General features: G+C 63.8%; 12 protein-coding genes and 1 riboswitch. Of the genes, 9 read left to right on the plus strand and 3 right to left on the minus strand.

Annotated features, from left to right (window positions below):
• Nucleotides 1-6: 6 nt before the first annotated feature.
• The 9 genes from M0D64_RS21560 (at nt 7) to M0D64_RS21600 (ending at nt 11,315) form a co-directional block, all read left to right on the plus strand.
• Nucleotides 7-1,065 carry an isopenicillin N synthase family oxygenase gene (locus M0D64_RS21560; protein ID WP_266259151.1) on the plus strand — a complete coding sequence of 353 codons (1,059 nt, stop codon included), beginning with the start codon at nt 7-9 and terminating at the stop codon, nt 1,063-1,065.
• A 512-nt stretch (nt 1,066-1,577) separates the two neighbouring features.
• A riboswitch (guanidine-I (ykkC/yxkD leader) is annotated at nt 1,578-1,735 on the plus strand.
• Between the two features lie 57 nt (nt 1,736-1,792).
• Nucleotides 1,793-2,548: an urea amidolyase associated protein UAAP1 gene (locus M0D64_RS21565; RefSeq protein ID WP_266259152.1), complete on the plus strand. Its 756-nt coding sequence runs from the start codon at nt 1,793-1,795 to the stop codon at nt 2,546-2,548.
• A gap of 11 nt (nt 2,549-2,559) precedes the next feature.
• A complete protein-coding gene (locus M0D64_RS21570; protein WP_266259153.1) occupies nt 2,560-3,216 on the plus strand; it encodes an urea amidolyase associated protein UAAP2 in 657 nt (218 codons plus the stop codon).
• Nucleotides 3,213-6,836, plus strand: coding sequence for an urea carboxylase (gene uca, locus M0D64_RS21575; RefSeq protein WP_266259154.1), 3,624 nt, complete (start codon nt 3,213-3,215; stop codon nt 6,834-6,836). The genes M0D64_RS21570 and uca overlap by 4 nt, the downstream gene beginning before the upstream one ends.
• Nucleotides 6,833-6,955: a hypothetical protein gene (locus M0D64_RS21580; protein ID WP_266259155.1), complete on the plus strand. Its 123-nt coding sequence runs from the start codon at nt 6,833-6,835 to the stop codon at nt 6,953-6,955. The genes uca and M0D64_RS21580 overlap by 4 nt, the downstream gene beginning before the upstream one ends.
• A complete protein-coding gene (locus tag M0D64_RS21585) occupies nt 6,942-7,913 on the plus strand; it encodes an ABC transporter permease (protein WP_154565904.1) in 972 nt (323 codons plus the stop codon). The genes M0D64_RS21580 and M0D64_RS21585 overlap by 14 nt, the downstream gene beginning before the upstream one ends.
• Nucleotides 7,914-7,992: 79 nt before the next feature.
• Nucleotides 7,993-8,904, plus strand: a complete 912-nt coding sequence (locus tag M0D64_RS21590; RefSeq protein WP_266259156.1) for an ABC transporter ATP-binding protein — start codon at nt 7,993-7,995, stop codon at nt 8,902-8,904.
• A 150-nt stretch (nt 8,905-9,054) separates the two neighbouring features.
• Nucleotides 9,055-9,732, plus strand: coding sequence for a heavy metal response regulator transcription factor (locus tag M0D64_RS21595; RefSeq protein WP_171928385.1), 678 nt, complete (start codon nt 9,055-9,057; stop codon nt 9,730-9,732).
• Entirely contained in the window at nt 9,732-11,315 is a 1,584-nt protein-coding gene (locus tag M0D64_RS21600) for a heavy metal sensor histidine kinase (protein WP_266259157.1), read from the plus strand. Before M0D64_RS21595 ends, M0D64_RS21600 begins: the two co-directional genes overlap by 1 nt.
• Here the strand turns inward: M0D64_RS21600 and M0D64_RS21605 are convergent.
• Genes M0D64_RS21605 through M0D64_RS21615 form a run of 3 tightly spaced genes read right to left on the minus strand, consistent with a single transcriptional unit; the run spans nt 11,296 to nt 17,269 of the window.
• Entirely contained in the window at nt 11,296-12,744 is a 1,449-nt protein-coding gene (locus M0D64_RS21605) for an efflux transporter outer membrane subunit (protein ID WP_266259158.1), read from the minus strand. The two genes, M0D64_RS21600 and M0D64_RS21605, sit on opposite strands and share 20 nt — an antisense overlap.
• 27 nt (nt 12,745-12,771) lie before the next feature.
• Nucleotides 12,772-14,004, minus strand: coding sequence for an efflux RND transporter periplasmic adaptor subunit (locus M0D64_RS21610; protein WP_266259159.1), 1,233 nt, complete (start codon nt 14,002-14,004; stop codon nt 12,772-12,774).
• Between the two features lie 19 nt (nt 14,005-14,023).
• Nucleotides 14,024-17,269, minus strand: coding sequence for an efflux RND transporter permease subunit (locus M0D64_RS21615; protein WP_266259160.1), 3,246 nt, complete (start codon nt 17,267-17,269; stop codon nt 14,024-14,026).
• Nucleotides 17,270-17,313: the final 44 nt, after the last annotated feature.

Genomic DNA, 17,313 nt, shown 5'->3' on the forward strand with positions numbered 1-17,313 from the left:
AAGCTCATGAGCCAATCCCACACCCGTTTTGACCGCTTGCCCGTCGTCGATGTCAGCGGCCTTTTTAGCGATGATCCCGACCAGCGTCTTGCAACCGCCCGCGAACTCGACCGCGCGGCGCGTGACGCGGGTTTTTTCTACGTCACCGGCCATCAGGTCTCGCGTGCACAGCAAGCTGCGCTAATAGATCAGGCCAAGCAGTTCTTCGCCGCCCCCGACGACTGGAAGATGCGCTATTACATCGGCAAATCGACTGCGCATCGTGGCTATGTACCCGAAGGCGAAGAGGTTTTCGCAGGCGGCAAGCGCGACAGGAAGGAAGGTTTCGACACGGGCCGGGAACTGCCGCCTGACGACCCGGATGTCCGGGCCGGCACGCCGATGCTCGGGCCGAATTTGTGGCCCGAGCAGCCAGGCTTTCGTGAAGCCGTCGGCGGCTACTACGAGGCGGCGTTCGCGCTCGGCCGCGCGTTGTTCCGGGGCTTCTCGCTTGCACTCGGCTTGCCGGAGACGCATTTCGACAGCTATTTGCAGAAGCCCCCGAGCCAACTGCGCCTGCTTCACTATCCCTTCGACCCGTCCGCGGAAGACCGGCCGGGCATCGGTGCGCATACCGACTACGAGTGCTTCACGATCCTGCTGCCGACGGCCCCTGGCCTCGAAGTGATGAACGGCGAAGGTGAGTGGATCGACGCGCCGCCGGTCGACAACGCGTTTGTCGTGAACATCGGCGACATGCTGGAGGTATGGACGGGCGGCACGTATGTGGCGACGTCACATCGCGTGCGCAAGGTGAGGGAAGAGCGCTACTCGTTTCCGCTCTTCTTTGCCTGCGATTACCACACCGTGGTCCTACCACTGCCGCAGTTTGCAACACCCGAGGCGCTGGCGAAATACCCGCCGGTTTCGGCGGGAGATCATCTGTTCGCGCAGACGGCGCAGAGCTTTACCTATTTGAAGCAGCGTCTCGAACGCGGTGAGTTGGTGTTGCCGGAGGGGTCGAAGGGGTTGGCGAGCTTTGGGCAGCAGGCTCGTTATGCGGGTACTGAGCAGGATGTTGCCTGACTGATGGCACTCATTGAGGCCGTGTGTGTGGCCGCCCCGGAAGCGCGTTTAGTGCTGGTTATCTGGCCGGAACGCGCTTGCAAGACACAGGTTCTCAACCAACGCGCAGCCTAGTCTACGAGCGGCGCCGTTGCTTTTGCAGTTCGATGAAACGAGCCGACATGAGCGTGTAGAGCGTGCGGCGAAGCGTGGCAAGCGTGAGCATGGTCGGATGAGGGCGGTGAAGTGTGTGACGCCTTATCACGCACACACCGTGCCATCGTGCAGAGCCCCTACACCCCGTGATAAACGTAATCGCGCGGCCCAATCATGGTGCTTCGCGCATTCAACTGGTGCCGGTTTGCCCTCAGCCGTGGTGCGTGCGCCATCAAGCCAATGAACCTCTGCTTGCCGCATTGTGCCGCCGATACCATTCAATCCCTTGCCACAATGCGCCTGCGGCCTCAGCAACATCACGCTGGCACGCAACTCGCTTAGCTACGCAGCGAGAGGTGCGAAGTAATTTGCATCATCTTCAGGATCGCTAGGGTTCCGGTCGTACCGCTTTAAAGGCTTCCAGAAGGCTTCAAAGCGCGCACACGATGTCTGGTCCGAGAGCAATCCGGTCTTGCCGTTCACCTTCTTTCAAGGCGCCGGCGAGGCTCCACGGAGGGATAAAAGCCCGGGAGGTCGCGATGTCGGTCAATCGCCCTCTCATGCTTTTTCCCAACCGATACCTGGAGCCTCCATGTCGACGCAAACCTCAGTCGATCTCGCACCGATCCCGCATGTGTTGTGGGAAACAGTGATTCCTGCCGGCACGCATTGGTCCGGTGTGCTGCGCCGTGGCATGGCGCTGCGCATCGTCGATCCCGAGGGCGGCGCCAATCTGGCCGCCGTGTTCTACCGGCACGACGAACCGCTCGAACGCTACAACATGGCCGATACCTTGAAGGCACAACACACCGCGCATCTGACACGCGGTCACGTGCTCTATTCGGATATGGGCCGCGTCATGGCGTCGATTACCGCCGATACGCTCGGCTGGCACGATCCGCTAGGCGGCCTCGGCGACGCCGAACTGTTCGCCGACAAATACGGCGCGGCCCGCTATCAGCAACATCGCAATGCGATGGTCCGCAACGGCCGCGACAGCCTGTTGCTTGAGCTGGCGAAACACGGTCTGGGTACGCGCGATCTCGTCGCCAATATCAACTTTTTCAGCAAGCTCGCGATCGGTGAGGATGGCTCGCTCGACTTCGTCGCGGGACATTCCGCTGCCGGCGCGACCTTCGATCTGCGTTTCGAAATGGACACGCTCGCCGCGTTTTCGAGCGCACCGCATCCGCTGAACCCTTCCTCCGAATACGAACCGAGACCCGTCAAGCTGATCGCGTATCGCGCGTACGCCGCCGACGCCTCCGTACCGGCTGACGATCCTTGCCGCTCCGCCTGTCCTGAGAACGGGCGCGGCTTCGTCAACACCGATCGTCTGTTCGTTTAAGGAGACCCGCGATGCCTATCATCGAAAGCAAACTCGACAACCATCACGCGGTCTACGACCTCACGCTGCCGTCCGGTGAGCCGTGGCTGCACGAAATCAAACGCGGCCAGTTGTTCCGCATTCTCGACCTGGAAGGTAACCAGGCCGTCGACACGCTGTTCTACAACAGCGCCGATCCGCTCGAACGCTACAGCGCGCAAGGCACGATTCGCGCGCAACGCAATCTCTATCTATCCGCGGGCAGCGTGCTGATGTCGAACTTGGGCAAGCCGATGCTGACCATCGTCGCGGACACTTGCGGTCGCCACGACACGCTCGGCGGAGCCTGCGCCGCCGAAAGCAACACGGTGCGTTACGCCCTCGACAAACGCTATATGCATAGCTGCCGCGACAGTTTCCTGCATGCCATTACGCATTGCACCTGCGGCGTGGGCACGCAGCTCACCAAGCGCGACATCGTCAGCAATATCAACTTTTTCATGAATGTGCCGGTGACACCACTCGGCAAACTGACCTTCGAAGACGGCATCTCAGCCCCGGGTAAATACGTCGAAATGCGCGCCGAGATGGACGTGACGGTACTGATCTCGAACTGTCCGCAGTTGAACAATCCGTGCAACGGCTACAACCCGACGCCCGTGCGGCTGACCATCTGGGACGCCCAATGACATTCGACAAAGTCCTGATTGCCAATCGCGGCGAAATTGCCTGCCGCGTGATTCGCACGCTCAAGCGTCTCGGCATTGCGTCGGTTGCGGTCTATTCAGAGGCCGATCGCCACGCCATGCATGTGATGCTCGCCGACGAATCGATCTGCATCGGCCCCGCTGTGGCGGCCGCCAGCTATCTGAATAGCGCGGCGATTCTCGAGGCGGCGCGTGCAACCGGCGCGAATGCCGTGCATCCCGGCTACGGTTTTCTCTCGGAGAACGCGGCTTTCGCGCAGGCATGCGAAGACGCGGGCATCCGTTTCATCGGGCCGCGCCCCGCGCAGATGCGTGAATTCGGCCTGAAGCACACGGCACGCGAGCTGGCACGAGCAAACGACGTGGCGCTACTACCCGGCACCGGCTTACTGCCTGATGTAACTGCCGCGCTAAGCGAGGCCGAATCGATCGGCTATCCCGTGATGCTGAAAAGCACCGCGGGCGGCGGCGGCATCGGCATGTCGCTGTGCCGCGATGCGGCACAACTGGAGAGCGTGTTCGCATCGGTCGCGCGGCTTGGCGAGGCCAACTTCGCGAACGCGGGTGTCTACATCGAGAAGTTTGTCGAGAACGCGCGCCATATCGAAGTGCAGATTTTCGGCGACGGCCGCGGCGGCGTGATCGCGCTCGGCGAACGCGACTGCTCGGTGCAGCGGCGCAATCAGAAGGTGATCGAGGAAACGCCCGCACCCGGTCTGACACAAGCGGAACGCGCGGCATTGCATGCGAGTGCCGTGCGCCTCGCGCAGGCTGTGAAGTATGAATCAGCCGGCACGGTCGAGTTCGTATTCGACGCCGACACGCGGCGCTTCTATTTCCTCGAGGTGAACACGCGGCTGCAGGTCGAGCATTGCGTTACGGAGGAGGTGACGGGCGTCGACCTGGTCGAGTGGATGATCCGTCAGGCAGAGGGCGCACTTGCGCCGCTCGACACGCTGGTTGCGACACCCAGCGGCGCGAGCATCCAGGTCCGCTTGTACGCTGAAGATCCGCACAAGCAGTTTCAGCCGAGCGCGGGCGTGCTGACCCACGTCGCTTTCTCCGCCGATGCGCGGGTCGACACCTGGGTCGATGCAGGCACCGAAGTCAGCGCGTTTTACGACCCGCTGCTCGCGAAGATCATCGTCAAGGGCGCAACACGCGATGCCGCGCTCGCCGCCATGCGCGCCGCGCTGGCGCAAACCCAGTTGTACGGCATCGAGACGAACCTCGACTATCTGCGCGCCATCGCCGTTTCGGCGACCTTCGCACGCGGCGAGCAAACCACCGCCTTCCTCACGCGCTTCATGTTCGCGCCGCACACCATCGATGTGCTCGACGGCGGCGTGCAGACCACCGTGCAGCAGACGCCGGGACGGGTTGGCTACTGGGACATCGGCGTGCCGCCGTCGGGCCCCATGGACGATCTGTCGTTCCGCCTTGCCAACGAACTGCTCGGCAATCCGGCCGACGCGGCGGGACTCGAATGCGCGATGGTTGGCGCGACGCTGCGCTTCAACACCGCGACGCTGTTCGTGCTGGGCGGCGCGCCGCTCGCCGCCACACTCGACGGCCAACCGGTCACGCTCTGGCAGGTCACGCGGGCACCGGCGGGTTCGGTGCTCAAGCTCGGCGGCGTGACCGGCGCGGGCATGCGTGCCTGTCTCGCGCTCAAGGGCGGCTTGCAGGTGCCGGACTATCTCGGCAGCAAGGCCACCTTCACGCTGGGCCAGTTCGGCGGCCACGCGGGGCGCGCCTTGCGCAAGGGCGACGTGCTGCATCTTGCCGCCGACGCAGGCCGCGGCGAAGCGGGCGCGCAACTCGATCCGGCGCGCGTGCCGGCGCTGACGCACGACTGGACCCTCGGCGTGCTCGACGGTCCCCACGGTGCACCGGACTTCTTCACGCCCGACGACATCGCGATGCTGTACGGCACGCGCTGGACGGTTCACTACAACTCAAGCCGCACAGGAGTCCGGCTGATCGGCCCGAAGCCGCAATGGGCGCGCACGGACGGCGGCGAGGCCGGGCTGCATCCGTCGAATATTCACGACAACGCGTATGCGGTCGGCGCGGTCGATTTCACCGGCGACATGCCGGTGATTCTCGGCCCGGACGGTCCGAGCCTTGGGGGTTTCGTCTGTCCAGTAACCGTGGTGGGCGACGAGCTATGGAAGCTCGGGCAACTGCGGCCGGGGGATGCGGTGCGGTTCGAACCGGTACGCGCGCAAGCGCTGTCGATGGCGTCTGCGGCACCTACAGCAACCGCAGCAACGACAAACCTCAACGCTCACGATTGCATTCTCTACAGCGATCCATCGGCCGGTGAGGGCACGGGCGTGGTCTACCGCCGCTCCGGCGATCAGAACGTGCTGGTCGAATACGGCCCGCTCATGCTGGACCTGAATCTGCGCTTTCGCGTGCATGCGTTGATGAACTGGCTCGATGCACACCGGCTGCCCGGCATCGTCGATCTCACGCCGGGCATCCGATCACTGCAGGTCCATTTCGACCCGCGCACGCTGTCGCACGATACCTTGCTCGCGCATCTTCAGCAGGCCGAGCGCGAATTGCCCGCCGTCGACGAGATGCGCGTGCCGAACCGCATCGTGCATCTGCCGCTGTCATGGGACGACCCGTCGACGCGGATCGCGATCGAACGCTACATGCAGTCGGTGCGGCCCGATGCGCCGTGGTGCCCGAGCAATATCGAGTTCATTCGCCGCATCAACGGTCTGAATAGCATCGACGACGTGAAGCGCATCGTGTTCGACGCGCGTTACCTGGTCATGGGTCTCGGCGACGTCTATCTCGGCGCGCCGGTGGCGACGCCGCTCGATCCGCGCCACAGGCTCGTCACGACCAAATACAACCCGGCGCGCACCTGGACGCCGGAGAATGCGGTGGGAATCGGCGGCGCCTATCTGTGCGTGTATGGCATGGAAGGGCCGGGCGGCTATCAGTTTGTCGGCCGCACCGTGCAGATGTGGAACCGCTATCGCACCACGCGCGAATTCGAAGCCGGCAAGCCGTGGCTGCTGCGGTTTTTCGACGAGATCCGCTTCTACGAAGTCAGCGAGGCCGAGCTGGCCGAGCTGCGCGCCGACTTCATCGCGGGCCGCGCGGGGCTGAAGATCGAGGAATCGGTGTTCGACCTCGGCGCGTACAACCGCTTCTTGAAGGATGAAGCCGAATCGATCTCCGCCTTCAAACGCCTGCAACAGGCCGCGTTCGACGAAGAGCGCGAACGCTGGAACGCAGCGGGGCACGCCGAGTATGTCGGCGAGCAGGGCAGCGACGCGGGTTCGGCTACCGGCAACGGGGCGGACGACGCGCTGGCGGCCGGTCAGCAGAGCGTCGTCGCCGATGTCTCGGGCAGCGTCTGGAAACTGCTCGTCAGCGAAGGCGAACGCGTGAGCGAAGGGCAGGTGGTGGCAATCGTCGAATCGATGAAGATGGAAGTGTCCGTTGCCGTCACCGAAGACGGTGTGATCGAAACGATCGATTGTGCGGCCGGCGCGGCGGTTGTCGCGGGTCAGCGCTTGATGGTGCTGCGTGCCGACGTGGCGGCCGGGACCACGGAGGAGGCGACGTGCAAATGAAGCAAGCCGACGAACTGTTCAAATCGATGTTGATTGCGGCGCTGCAGTCGCGCCGCGCGTCAGGCGGATCGAGTTCCGACACCGAACGCTGCCCCGGAGAATCCCATGACCGTCATTAACAGAAGCGACTGGTTCGCGGTGCGCCGCGAACTCTCCGCACGCGGCAAGTGGCTATTGGGCTTCGGCTCGTTTTTGTTGCCGGTTCTCGTATGGTGCATCGTCAGCTACGTGCCGTTCGTCTGGCATCCGCAGGTGCTGGTCGAGAGCCCGGGCAGCGTCGACTATTTCCAGCCCGGCATGCGCGTCGACAAGGACGTGTTCGCCGACGAACTGAGCCATGCGCAAGCCGGCCACACGGCGTTGCCGACGGGTGAGCCGGTCAACCCGGTCTACCTGCCCGCGCCCCACGAAGTGCTGCGTGCGTTCTACACCGCGTTCACGACGCCGCCTGCGTCGCGCGACGGCGTATGGCTGCATCAAAGCCTGTGGCACAGCATCCAGGTGATCTTCTGGGGCTTTCTGCTGTCGTCGGTGATCGGCGTGCCGATCGGCATTGTCTGCGGGACTTACAGCGCGATTGCGCGGCTGCAGGAGCCGTTTTTCGAGTTCTTCCGTTACTTGCCGGCCCCCGCGTTCGGTGCGCTGATGGTGGCGATCCTCGGCATTTATGACGGTCCGAAGATTGCCATCATCGTGATCGGCACGCTGTTCCAGCAGGTGCTGATCGTGGCGAACACCACGCGCAAGCTGGAGTACGGCCTGTTCGAAGCGGCCATGACGCTCGGCACGAAGAAACTCAAGCTGCTCACGCATGTGGTGATTCCCGGCATCCTGCCCGACCTGTACCGCGACCAGCGCATTCTGCTCGGCTGGGCGTGGACGTATCTGATCGTGGCGGAACTGGTCGGCACCAGTTCCGGTATCACGTGGTACATCACGCAGCAGGCGCGTTATGAGCATTTCGACAACGTCTATGCGGCGATCATGATGATCGGGATTATCGGACTCGGCACCGATCTCGTGCTGGCCTATGTCGGCCGCAAGCTGTTTCCGTGGGACCGCACGCTCAAGGCGTAGCGGGACCGATCGCGCCACGGCCTGATGCCACACATCGCAGCGCACAGCACCTCATTGCACCGCATTCAAGGATTCAATCATGTTAAATCCGCAACCGATTCCGTCATACCTTATCCAGTCCGAAGCGGTGCGTGAGCGTTTCGACCGTCTGAAATCGCGCGAGGTGATCCTCGAAGTTCGCGATCTCGACAAGCGCTTCGAGAGCGCGCAAGGCGAGTGCACCGCATTGAACGGCATCAGCTTCAAAACGCACCGGCGCGAGTTCGTCTGCGTGATCGGACCGTCGGGCTGCGGCAAGTCGACCTTGATCCGCATTCTCGCGGGCCTCGAGCGGCAGACGAGCGGCAGCGTGCTGCTCGACGGCAAGCCGGTGGAGGGGCCCGGTGCGGATCGAGGCATGGTGTTTCAGGGCTACACGCTGTTTCCGTGGCTGACAGTCAAGAAGAACGTCATGTTCGGTTTGAAGATGAACGGCCACAGCAGCATGCACGCCGAGCGCGATGCGCTGCAATGGCTCGATCTGGTCGGTCTGACAAAGTTCGCCAACGTGTATCCGCATCAATTGTCCGGCGGGATGAAGCAGCGTGTGGCGATTGCTCGCGCGCTCGCGAACCGGCCGCGGATTCTGCTGATGGATGAGCCGTTCGGCGCGCTCGATGCGCAGACCCGCGCGAAGATGCAGACGCATTTGCTCGATATCTGGCGCAATATCGACGTGACCGTGCTGTTCATCACGCACGATCTGGACGAAGCGATTTTTCTCGCCGACCGCATTCTGGTGCTGAAGGCAAATCCCGGCGAGGTGCAGGAATTGATCGAGGTGCCGGTGCCACGTCCGCGGGATTATTCGCAGGCCACGTCGCCAGAGTTTCTTGCTACGAAGGCGCGGCTCGAAGCGCTGATTCATCCGCCCACGGCGGCGGACGAGGAAGACGATGTCGTCAAGCCGCATATGGTCCGGATGACGGATGTGACGGATAACGTCGAGTAGGAACGTAGCGCGCTTGAGCCGGGAGTGGCCATTTTCCGTTGTGCGAACGGGTATGGCCGGCTGCCGTCCCCGGCCAACATTACCGAATCGTAATCACCAGACGCTCCGCTTGCCGGTATGATTTAGGGTCAAGCACAGCGGAGCACTCCCATGCGAATCCTGGTGATCGAGGACGAGCTCAAAACAGCGGCTTATCTGAAGAAAGGCCTGGAAGAATCCGGCTACGCGGTCGATGTCGCGAACGATGGCCCACAAGGGCTGCTCCTCGCGCAGGAAGAAGAGTACGACGTGATCGTGCTCGACGTGATGCTGCCCGGCATGGACGGCTGGACCGTCGTCAAGACCTTGCGCAGCACGCGGACCACGCCGGTGCTGTTTCTCACCGCCCGTGACGACGTCGACGACCGCGTGCGCGGCCTCGAACTCGGCGCAGACGATTACCTCGTCAAGCCCTTCGCCTTCGTCGAATTGCTGGCCCGGGTGCGCACGCTGGCGCGCCGGGGGCCGCCGCGCGAAAGCGAACTGATCAAGGTGGGCGATCTGGAAATGGACGTCAATCGCCGGCGCGTGAAACGCGGCGGCGTGCGTATCGATCTCACGCCGCGCGAGTTTTCGCTGCTGCAGTTGCTTGCGCGCCGCCAGGGCGAAGTGCTGAGCCGCACGCAGATCGCGTCCTATGTGTGGGACATGAATTTCGACAGCGACACGAATGTCGTCGAAGTCGCGATCCGCCGGCTGCGCACCAAGATCGACGATAACTTTCCCGTCAAGCTGATTCACACGGTACGCGGCGTCGGCTATGTGCTCGAATTGAAGGACGCCGCTTGATGCGCCGCCGCTCGCTCGCCGCGACGCTTACACTTGCCTTCGGTGTCACCACGCTCGCGGTTTTCGTGCTCGCCGGGAGTTTTCTGTACCTTGCGCTGGGGAAGCAGATCCAGGCGCAGGACGACCTCGACATCGTGCTGGCGGCGCGCCACGCACGGCGGCTCGCCGAGGAGCTCGCTACGCCGAAAGGGATTCGCGAGCACGGTGACCGGTTGATCAGCATCGTGCTGGGCAATGAAGCGATGTCGATGGAGGTGTTCGGTCCCGATGGGCGTATGGCGATCGAACACAACGCCGGGGAGACGTTTGCGCCGCAGGGTGACGCGGCGACCGGGGCTGCCTCGGCAGTTTCAAATGCGCCTGATGCTTCCGTTGCACCCAATGCGGCAAGCGAAACGGGCGAAGGAGGCGCGGCAAGCGATATCCACGACCCCGGCGAGACCGCTGAAGCTGGCGGCGTCGAGACGATCGCCGCGCTGCCGCCGCTCACGCGCATTCCCGCTGCGGCGCGCATCACCGACGTGGATATCGGCAACTGGACCGGCCGCAACGGTGCACCGATCCGCGGCATCCTCGCGGACGCGCGGCTGCACGACGGCGACACCGCGACCGTGTTGATTGCGCGCAACATGAGCGACCGCTGGCGGCTACTCGACCGCTATCGCGACAAGCTCAACCTGGCAGGCGCAGCCGGCGTGATTCTGACGATGCTGCTGAGCTATCTGCTGATTCGTGCCGCCTTGCGGCCCTTGCGCGATATCGCGGCGAGTGCGGGCCTCGTCACGGTCAATCGCCTGAACACGCGGGTCACGGTGGCGCGCGTGCCGAGCGAACTTGAAGCACTGGTAAGCGCGCTCAATGCCATGCTCGAACGCGTCGATCACGGCTTTCAGCGCCTGTCGCGTTTCACAGCCGACCTCGCACACGATATGCGCACACCGATTAGCAACATGCGCGGCGCCGCCGAAGTCGCACTTGCCCGGCCACGCTCCACCGACGAATATGAATCCCTGCTCGCATCGAATCTGGAAGAGTGCGACCGGCTCTCCCGAATGATCGAAAACGTGCTGTTTCTTGCACGCGCCGAGCATCCGCAGTTCGTCAAACATATGCGCGCGTTCGAGGCGGGGCAGGAACTGACGCGGATCGCCGAATACTTCGAGGGCATCGCTGACGATGCGAATGTCAGGGTGCAGGTCACCGGTGCGGCGACGCTGACGGCGGATCTCGAACTGTTTCGTCGCGCCGTCAGCAATCTGCTCGCCAACGCGATTCGCTACACGCCACGCGGCGGCGAGATCGCGCTCGATGTTCGCGCATCGGCTGACGCAGTGCGCGTCATCGTGTCGAACCAGGGGCAGCCGATCGCCGCCGAGCACCTCGAACGCATTTTCGACCGTTTCTATCGCGTCGATCCGTCGCGCAGTTCCTTGCCTTCGTCCGGTGTGTCGCAAGGGTCCACGGGTTCGACGGGGCTCGGGCTTGCCATCGTCCGCACGATCATGGAGTTGCACGGCGGCACGGTGCATGCGGAGAGCGACGCGCAGAGCACGCGGTTCGTGCTTACGTTCCGGCGGGTTTAGGGTCATCCCACGTCCCACCCAGCGCCTTCAACAACAACACGCTCGATTCCAACTGCCGTGCCGCAATCTGATCCGCGGTGCGCTCGTTCGTCAGCGCGATAGTCTGCGCGGTCACCACATCGAGATAACTAACCGCGCCCGCGTTGAAGCGGTTTGTCGTGAGCCGCAGCGAGAGATCCGCGGCCGTGGTCGCGCGCTGCTGGCTGGCGGCTTCGTCCGCGAGCGAATGCAAGGCGGACAGATTGTCCTCGACCTGCTGGAACGCCACCAACACCGTTTGCCGGTAGTCGGCGACCGTACCGTCGTATTGCGCCGTCGCGCCATGCAGAGTGGCCGTGCGCCGGCCGCCGTCGAACAGCGTGCCGGCGAGTTGCGATCCGAGCGACCAGAACAGACTCGGTGCGCTCAGCCATGGCGCGAAGAAGGTGCTTTCCAACCCAGCGCTTGCCGACAGCACCAGATCGGGGAAGAAGGCCGCGTGCGCCTCGCCGATCTGTGCATTCGCCGACGCCACGCGCCGTTCGGCGGCGGCAATGTCGGGGCGTCGCTCGAGCAGTTGTGATGGCACGCCAACGGGAATCGCCGGCGGCGTCGCAGCCGAGCCGTTCGGTGGAAACGTGAAGGTGGAGGCGGGCTCGCCGATCAGCGTGGCAATCGCATGCTGCATCTGCGCGCGCGTCACGTCGATGTCGGTGTCCTGCGTGCGCGTCGCTTCGAGTTGGGTGGTGGCCTGAGCGACCGCTGAGGCATCGATCGCGCCGTCTTTCAGTTGCTGCTGCAGCAGCTTCAAGGCGGCGGCGTAGGCGGTCACGCTGTCGTCGAGCAGCTTCTTTTGCGTGTCGAGCGAGCGCAGAGAGAAATAGTCGACGGCGAGATCGGCGCTCATCGACAGACGCACGGCTTCCAGATCCGCTTCGCTCGCCTCAGCATCGGCCTTCGCGCTGGTCACGCTATCGCGCACGCGGCCGAACAGATCCGGCTCCCAGCTCGCCGACACGCCCGCCGAATAGTCGGGAATGGTCTTGCCCGCCAGCGCACGGTCCACGAGATTCTGCGAGGTTCTCGAACGATTCTGGGCGACACCGGCAGTGACGGTCGGGAAGAAACCGGCACGCTGATAGTCCACCATCGAACGCGCCTGCTGAACCTGCGCGACCGCCTTGCGCACGGTCTGATTCGACACGTCGACGCGCGCCTCGAGTTGATTCAGGACCGGATCGTTGAAGATCGTCCACCAGGGGCCGCGCGGTGCGGTGTCGGCGGGTGCGGCCTGGGCCCAGCCAGGCGCTGCGCCTGCGTATTGCGCGGGGATCTCGGCGGTGGGGCGCTGGTACGGCGGCAAAGTCGAGCAGGCGCTCAGCATTGCACCGATCAGCGTGGCCACAATCGAACGCCGCAACAACGGGCGTGGAAGAGATATGGGAGACATTCGGCTCATCCTTTCGATGACTGGCGCTCAGCTATGCGTGGCCGGCGCGATCTGCACGAGCTGGCCGGTACTCAGCGAATCGCCTGGGTTATCGATCACGCGGTCGGTCGCCGCGAGGCCCGTGGTGATTTCCACTTGCGTGCCGAAATCGCGGCCGATGTGCACCGTCTTGAGCGCCGCGCGTCCGTTGCCGTCGACCACGGCGACCGTCACGCCGTCGGGGCGGAAGAGCAGGGCGCTCACTGGCAGATCGAGCGCCGGTGTGGTCGATTGCAACTGCAGATGCACCTGCACATAAGCGCCTGGCATCAGCGCGCCATCCTTGTTATTGACGTCGACTTCCACGCGCAACGTGCGGCTGGAGGGATCGATCGAGCCGGTTGTGCGCGCCACCTTTGCGGCGATGTGCCGTCCGGGATATTGCTGGGCGGTCAGATACACGCCGGTCTCGGGCGTGACGTAGGGCGCGTCGTTCTGAGGCACGTCGACGAACACGCGCAGCACGCCGGTTTGCTGGATATGAAACAGTTCGCCGGACATACCTGCCGTGCCAGGCGTGCCGCCCGCCGTCACGAGTGCGCCGACATCGACGTTGCGTGCGGTGATCGTGCCATCGAACGGGGCGGTGATCTTCTCGTACGACACCAACTCGGCGAGATGAGCGACATTGGCCTGCGCCGACGCCAGCATCGCGCGGCGCGCTTCCATGTCGCTGACTTTCGTATCGGCGTCCTGCTGCGCGACCGATTGCGTTTTCAGCATCTCCTGCCAGCGCTGCGCGGTCGTTTTCGCGAAGTCGAAGTTGGCCTGCGCGGTGGCTTCGTCGGCACGGGCCTGGCGCAGTTGTGCGTCGAGATCGGGCGCGTCGATCGTGGCGAGCGTCTGGCCGCTTTTCACCTGGGCACCGATGTCGGTGTTCCAGTGCGCGAGATAGCCGCTCGTGCGCGCATAGATCGATGCTTCGGCGAATGGTGTTACCGCGCCGGGCAGCAGCAACTCGTTGACGGCCGGCGCGGGGCGTGGTGCGACCACGGACACGCTGAGGACGCTTTGCGCTTGCGTCTGTTGTGTCAGCGCTGCGCTTGCGTGCAGACGCGGCACGATACCGACGATCAGCAACGCCGCTGCGAGGCCAGCCAATGCGAACGGCCACACGCGACGGCCCGGCTTCGGGCTTGAGGCCATGTTGGCGGCTCGATCAGCCTCGACAGCCGGTTCAGACCTGTCGCCGAGGTCCGGCGGAAGTGATGGATTGTTCATGAGCTAGTTCTCGTCGGAGTCAAAGTGTGCGGGCGGGAACGCGGGATTCTTCTGCGGCGGTGCGAGCCGCGCGGCGTTTGTCGAGCCACGCATGCACCATTCCGTAGACGACCGGAACAAACAGCAAGGTGGACACCGTGCCGAGCGCGAGGCCGCCGATCACCGCGCGGCCAAGCGGCGCGTTCTGTTCGCCACCGTCGCCGAGGCCGAGCGCCATTGGCAGCATGCCGATCAGCATCGCAAGCGCGGTCATCAGCACGGGACGGAAGCGGCTGAAGCCCGCCTCGAGCGCGGCCTGCAGCGGCGGCTTGCCGCCGTGGTGGAATTCACGCGCGGTGTTGATCACGAGAATGCTGTTGGCCGTGGCAATGCCGATACACAGAATGGTGCCGGTCAGCGCCGGCACGCTCAGGCTCGTGCCGGTGCTGAACAGCATCCATGCAATCCCCGCGAGCGAGCCCGGCAAACCGCTGATGGTGATGAACGGATCGAGCCACGACTGAAAATTGACGACCATCAGCAGATAGACGAGGGCGATCGCGAACACGAGACCGCTTGCGAGGCCGCTGAACGAGTCGTGCATCGCCTGCACCTGGCCGCGCACCACGATCGACGCGCCCGGCGGCAATTGCGGCCGGATCTGGTCGACGAGGCGGTTCACGTCGGTCGCCACGCCGCCGAGGTCGCGCCCTTGCGCCGACGCGAAAATATCGAGCACCGGCTGCACGTTGTAGTGCGAGACGACGGCTTGCTGGGAGGCGCGTGTCAGCGTGCTTATCGCGCCGAGCAGGTTCTGCGGAGCGGGGCCGTTGCCGTTTGCCGCAGCGGACGCCGTCGCCACGCCCGCACCTGCGCCACCGTTCTGCGCGACCGGAATATTGGCCAGCGCCTGCAGCGAGTTGATGTCGTACTGCGGCATCATCGCCATGAGCGGATAGCTGACGCCGTTGCGCGGATCGAGCCAGAAATTCGGCGTGGTCTGGGAACTGCCTGAGAGCGCGATCAGCAGGTTTTGCGATACGTCCCGTTGCAACAGGCCGGCCTGAATCGCCCGTGTACGGTCGACATTCACGTTGATCGCGGGTTCGTCGCCCGGTTGCTGAATGCGCGCATCGACGAGGCCGCGCACGCCGCGCAGTTGTGCGAGCAAGCGGTTCGCCACGACGCGATTGGCGTCGAGCTTGTTGCCGACGATCTGGATATCGATCGGCGCGGGCAGGCCGAAGTTGAGAATCTGGCTGACGATATCGGCAGGCAGGAAGGCAAACGCGACGCCGGGGAAATCTTTGGATAGCGTGGTGCGCAACGTCGCCACATAGGCGGCGGTGGGCTTGTGTCCGGCTGCGAGCGTGATCATCACGTCGGCGTCTTCCGGGCCGATCGGGTCGGATGAATCGTAGGTCAGGTTGATGCCGCTCACCGGCACGCCGATGTTGTCGAGCATGGCCGCGAGTTCCTGCTTCGGGATCACGCTGCGCACACGGGCTTCGACTTCATCGGTAATGCGCGCGGTGTCTTCGATACGCGTGCCGGTCGGCGCACGCAGATGCAGGCGGATCTCGCCGGTATCGACCGCGGGGAAGAAATCGCGGCCGGAAAATGGCACCAGCGCGAGCGAACCGATACACAGCAGCAGAAAGATCGCGATGAAACGGCGCGGGCTAGCAATAGCCGACGCGAGCACGCCGCGATAGCGTTCGCGCAACATCTCGAAGCGATGTTCGAAGCCAGCCTGAAAGCGGATCAGGCGTGCAATCGGGCCGTTGCCCGTGACTGGCGCGTTGCTGCGCGCACGCATCAGATACATCGCGAGGGTCGGCACCAGCGTACGCGAGAAGAAATACGACGCGATCATCGCGAACACCACCGCTTCGGCGAGCGGCACGAACAGATAGCGCGCCACGCCGGAGAGCAAAAACATCGGCACGAACACGATGCAGATGGACAGTGTCGAGACGAAAGTCGGCACGGCAATTTCGCCGGAGCCGTTCAGAATCGCGTCGTGCAACGACTCGCCGTTTTCCAGATGGTGCGTGATGTTTTCGATCGCGACGGTGGCGTCGTCGACGAGAATACCCACCGCGAGCGCGAGTCCGCCGAGCGTCATGATGTTGATGGTCTGGCCGAGCGCGGACAGCGCGATCAGTGAGGTCAGCACCGCGAGCGGAATCGACACCGCGATGATCAATGTGGCGCGCCAGCTGCCAAGAAACAGCAGGATCATCAAAGCTGTCAACGCCGCGGCGATCACGGCCTCACGCGCCACACCCACTACCGCCGACTTCACGAACACCGATTGATCGGACAGCGCGGTGATATGCAGCGCACTCGGCAAACCCGCCGCGATATGCGGCAGCATCGCCTTGACCTGCTGGATGATGGTCAACGTGGACGTGCTGCCGGATTTCTCGACGGTGAGCAATGCGGCGCGTTTGCCGTTGCTGCGCACGATGTTGGTTTGCGGCGCATAGCCGTCGCGCACATGGGCAACGTCGCGTACGTACACCACACCACCGGCCACCGTCTTGATGGGCAGGTCGTTCAGCGCGGCTACCGTGTCGGTGCTGCCGTTCATCTGCACGTTGTATTCCTTCGTGCCGATTTTGGCGGTGCCGCCCGGCAGAATCAGGTTCTGTGCGTTGACGGCGTTGACCACGTCGAGCGGGGAAAGGCCTTTGGCCTGCAGCGCGCGTGGATCGATATCGACCATGATCTGCCGTACCTTGCCACCGAACGGCAGCGGCACCGCCGCGCCTTGCACCGTCGCGAGTTGCGTGCGGATCTGGCTGTTGCCGAGGTCGTAGAGCTGCTGTTCGGACAGCGTGTCGCTGGAGAGTCCGAGCTGCAGGATCGGCACCGTCGACGCGTTGTACGTGATGATGTTCGGCGGCAGCGTGCCAGGCGGCAGCACGCGCAGGATCGACGCGGAATTGGAGGCCGCCTCGGCGATCGCGCGATTGATGTCCGCGCCGGGGTGGAAAAAGATCTTCACCACCGAGACGCCATTCAGCGATTGCGACTCGATATGCTCGATATCGTCGACGTCGGAGGTCAGCGCGCGCTCGTAGTTCGAGGTGATGCGGTTGGCCATATCCTGGGCGGAAAAGCCATTAAACGTCCAGACGATGCTGACCACCGGGATGTCGATGTTTGGAAAAATATCGGTGGGCGTGCGCAGTATCGCAAGAGGGCCGACGATAAAGATCAACACCGCGAGGACCACGAATGTATATGGGCGGCGCAGCGCGAGCTTGACGATCCACATGGCGGTTTCCTGAAAAGAGGCAGAGGGAGGCACGCGGGTTTTGA

The organism is Paraburkholderia sp. WS6 (genome assembly GCF_030464835.1).
GTDB classification, from domain to species: domain Bacteria; phylum Pseudomonadota; class Gammaproteobacteria; order Burkholderiales; family Burkholderiaceae; genus Paraburkholderia; species Paraburkholderia madseniana.

Coding starts and splice junctions, on each gene's coding strand:
- M0D64_RS21570 (WP_266259153.1), top strand. CDS start 2,560: ATGCCTATCATCGAAAGCAAACTCGACAACCATCACGCGGTCTACGAC.
- M0D64_RS21580 (WP_266259155.1), top strand. CDS start 6,833: ATGAAGCAAGCCGACGAACTGTTCAAATCGATGTTGATTGCGGCGCTG.
- M0D64_RS21585 (WP_154565904.1), top strand. CDS start 6,942: ATGACCGTCATTAACAGAAGCGACTGGTTCGCGGTGCGCCGCGAACTC.
- M0D64_RS21615 (WP_266259160.1), bottom strand. CDS start 17,269: ATGTGGATCGTCAAGCTCGCGCTGCGCCGCCCATATACATTCGTGGTC.
- M0D64_RS21590 (WP_266259156.1), top strand. CDS start 7,993: ATGTTAAATCCGCAACCGATTCCGTCATACCTTATCCAGTCCGAAGCG.
- M0D64_RS21605 (WP_266259158.1), bottom strand. CDS start 12,744: ATGTCTCCCATATCTCTTCCACGCCCGTTGTTGCGGCGTTCGATTGTG.
- M0D64_RS21595 (WP_171928385.1), top strand. CDS start 9,055: ATGCGAATCCTGGTGATCGAGGACGAGCTCAAAACAGCGGCTTATCTG.
- M0D64_RS21600 (WP_266259157.1), top strand. CDS start 9,732: ATGCGCCGCCGCTCGCTCGCCGCGACGCTTACACTTGCCTTCGGTGTC.
- M0D64_RS21610 (WP_266259159.1), bottom strand. CDS start 14,004: ATGAACAATCCATCACTTCCGCCGGACCTCGGCGACAGGTCTGAACCG.
- M0D64_RS21560 (WP_266259151.1), top strand. CDS start 7: ATGAGCCAATCCCACACCCGTTTTGACCGCTTGCCCGTCGTCGATGTC.
- uca (WP_266259154.1), top strand. CDS start 3,213: ATGACATTCGACAAAGTCCTGATTGCCAATCGCGGCGAAATTGCCTGC.
- M0D64_RS21565 (WP_266259152.1), top strand. CDS start 1,793: ATGTCGACGCAAACCTCAGTCGATCTCGCACCGATCCCGCATGTGTTG.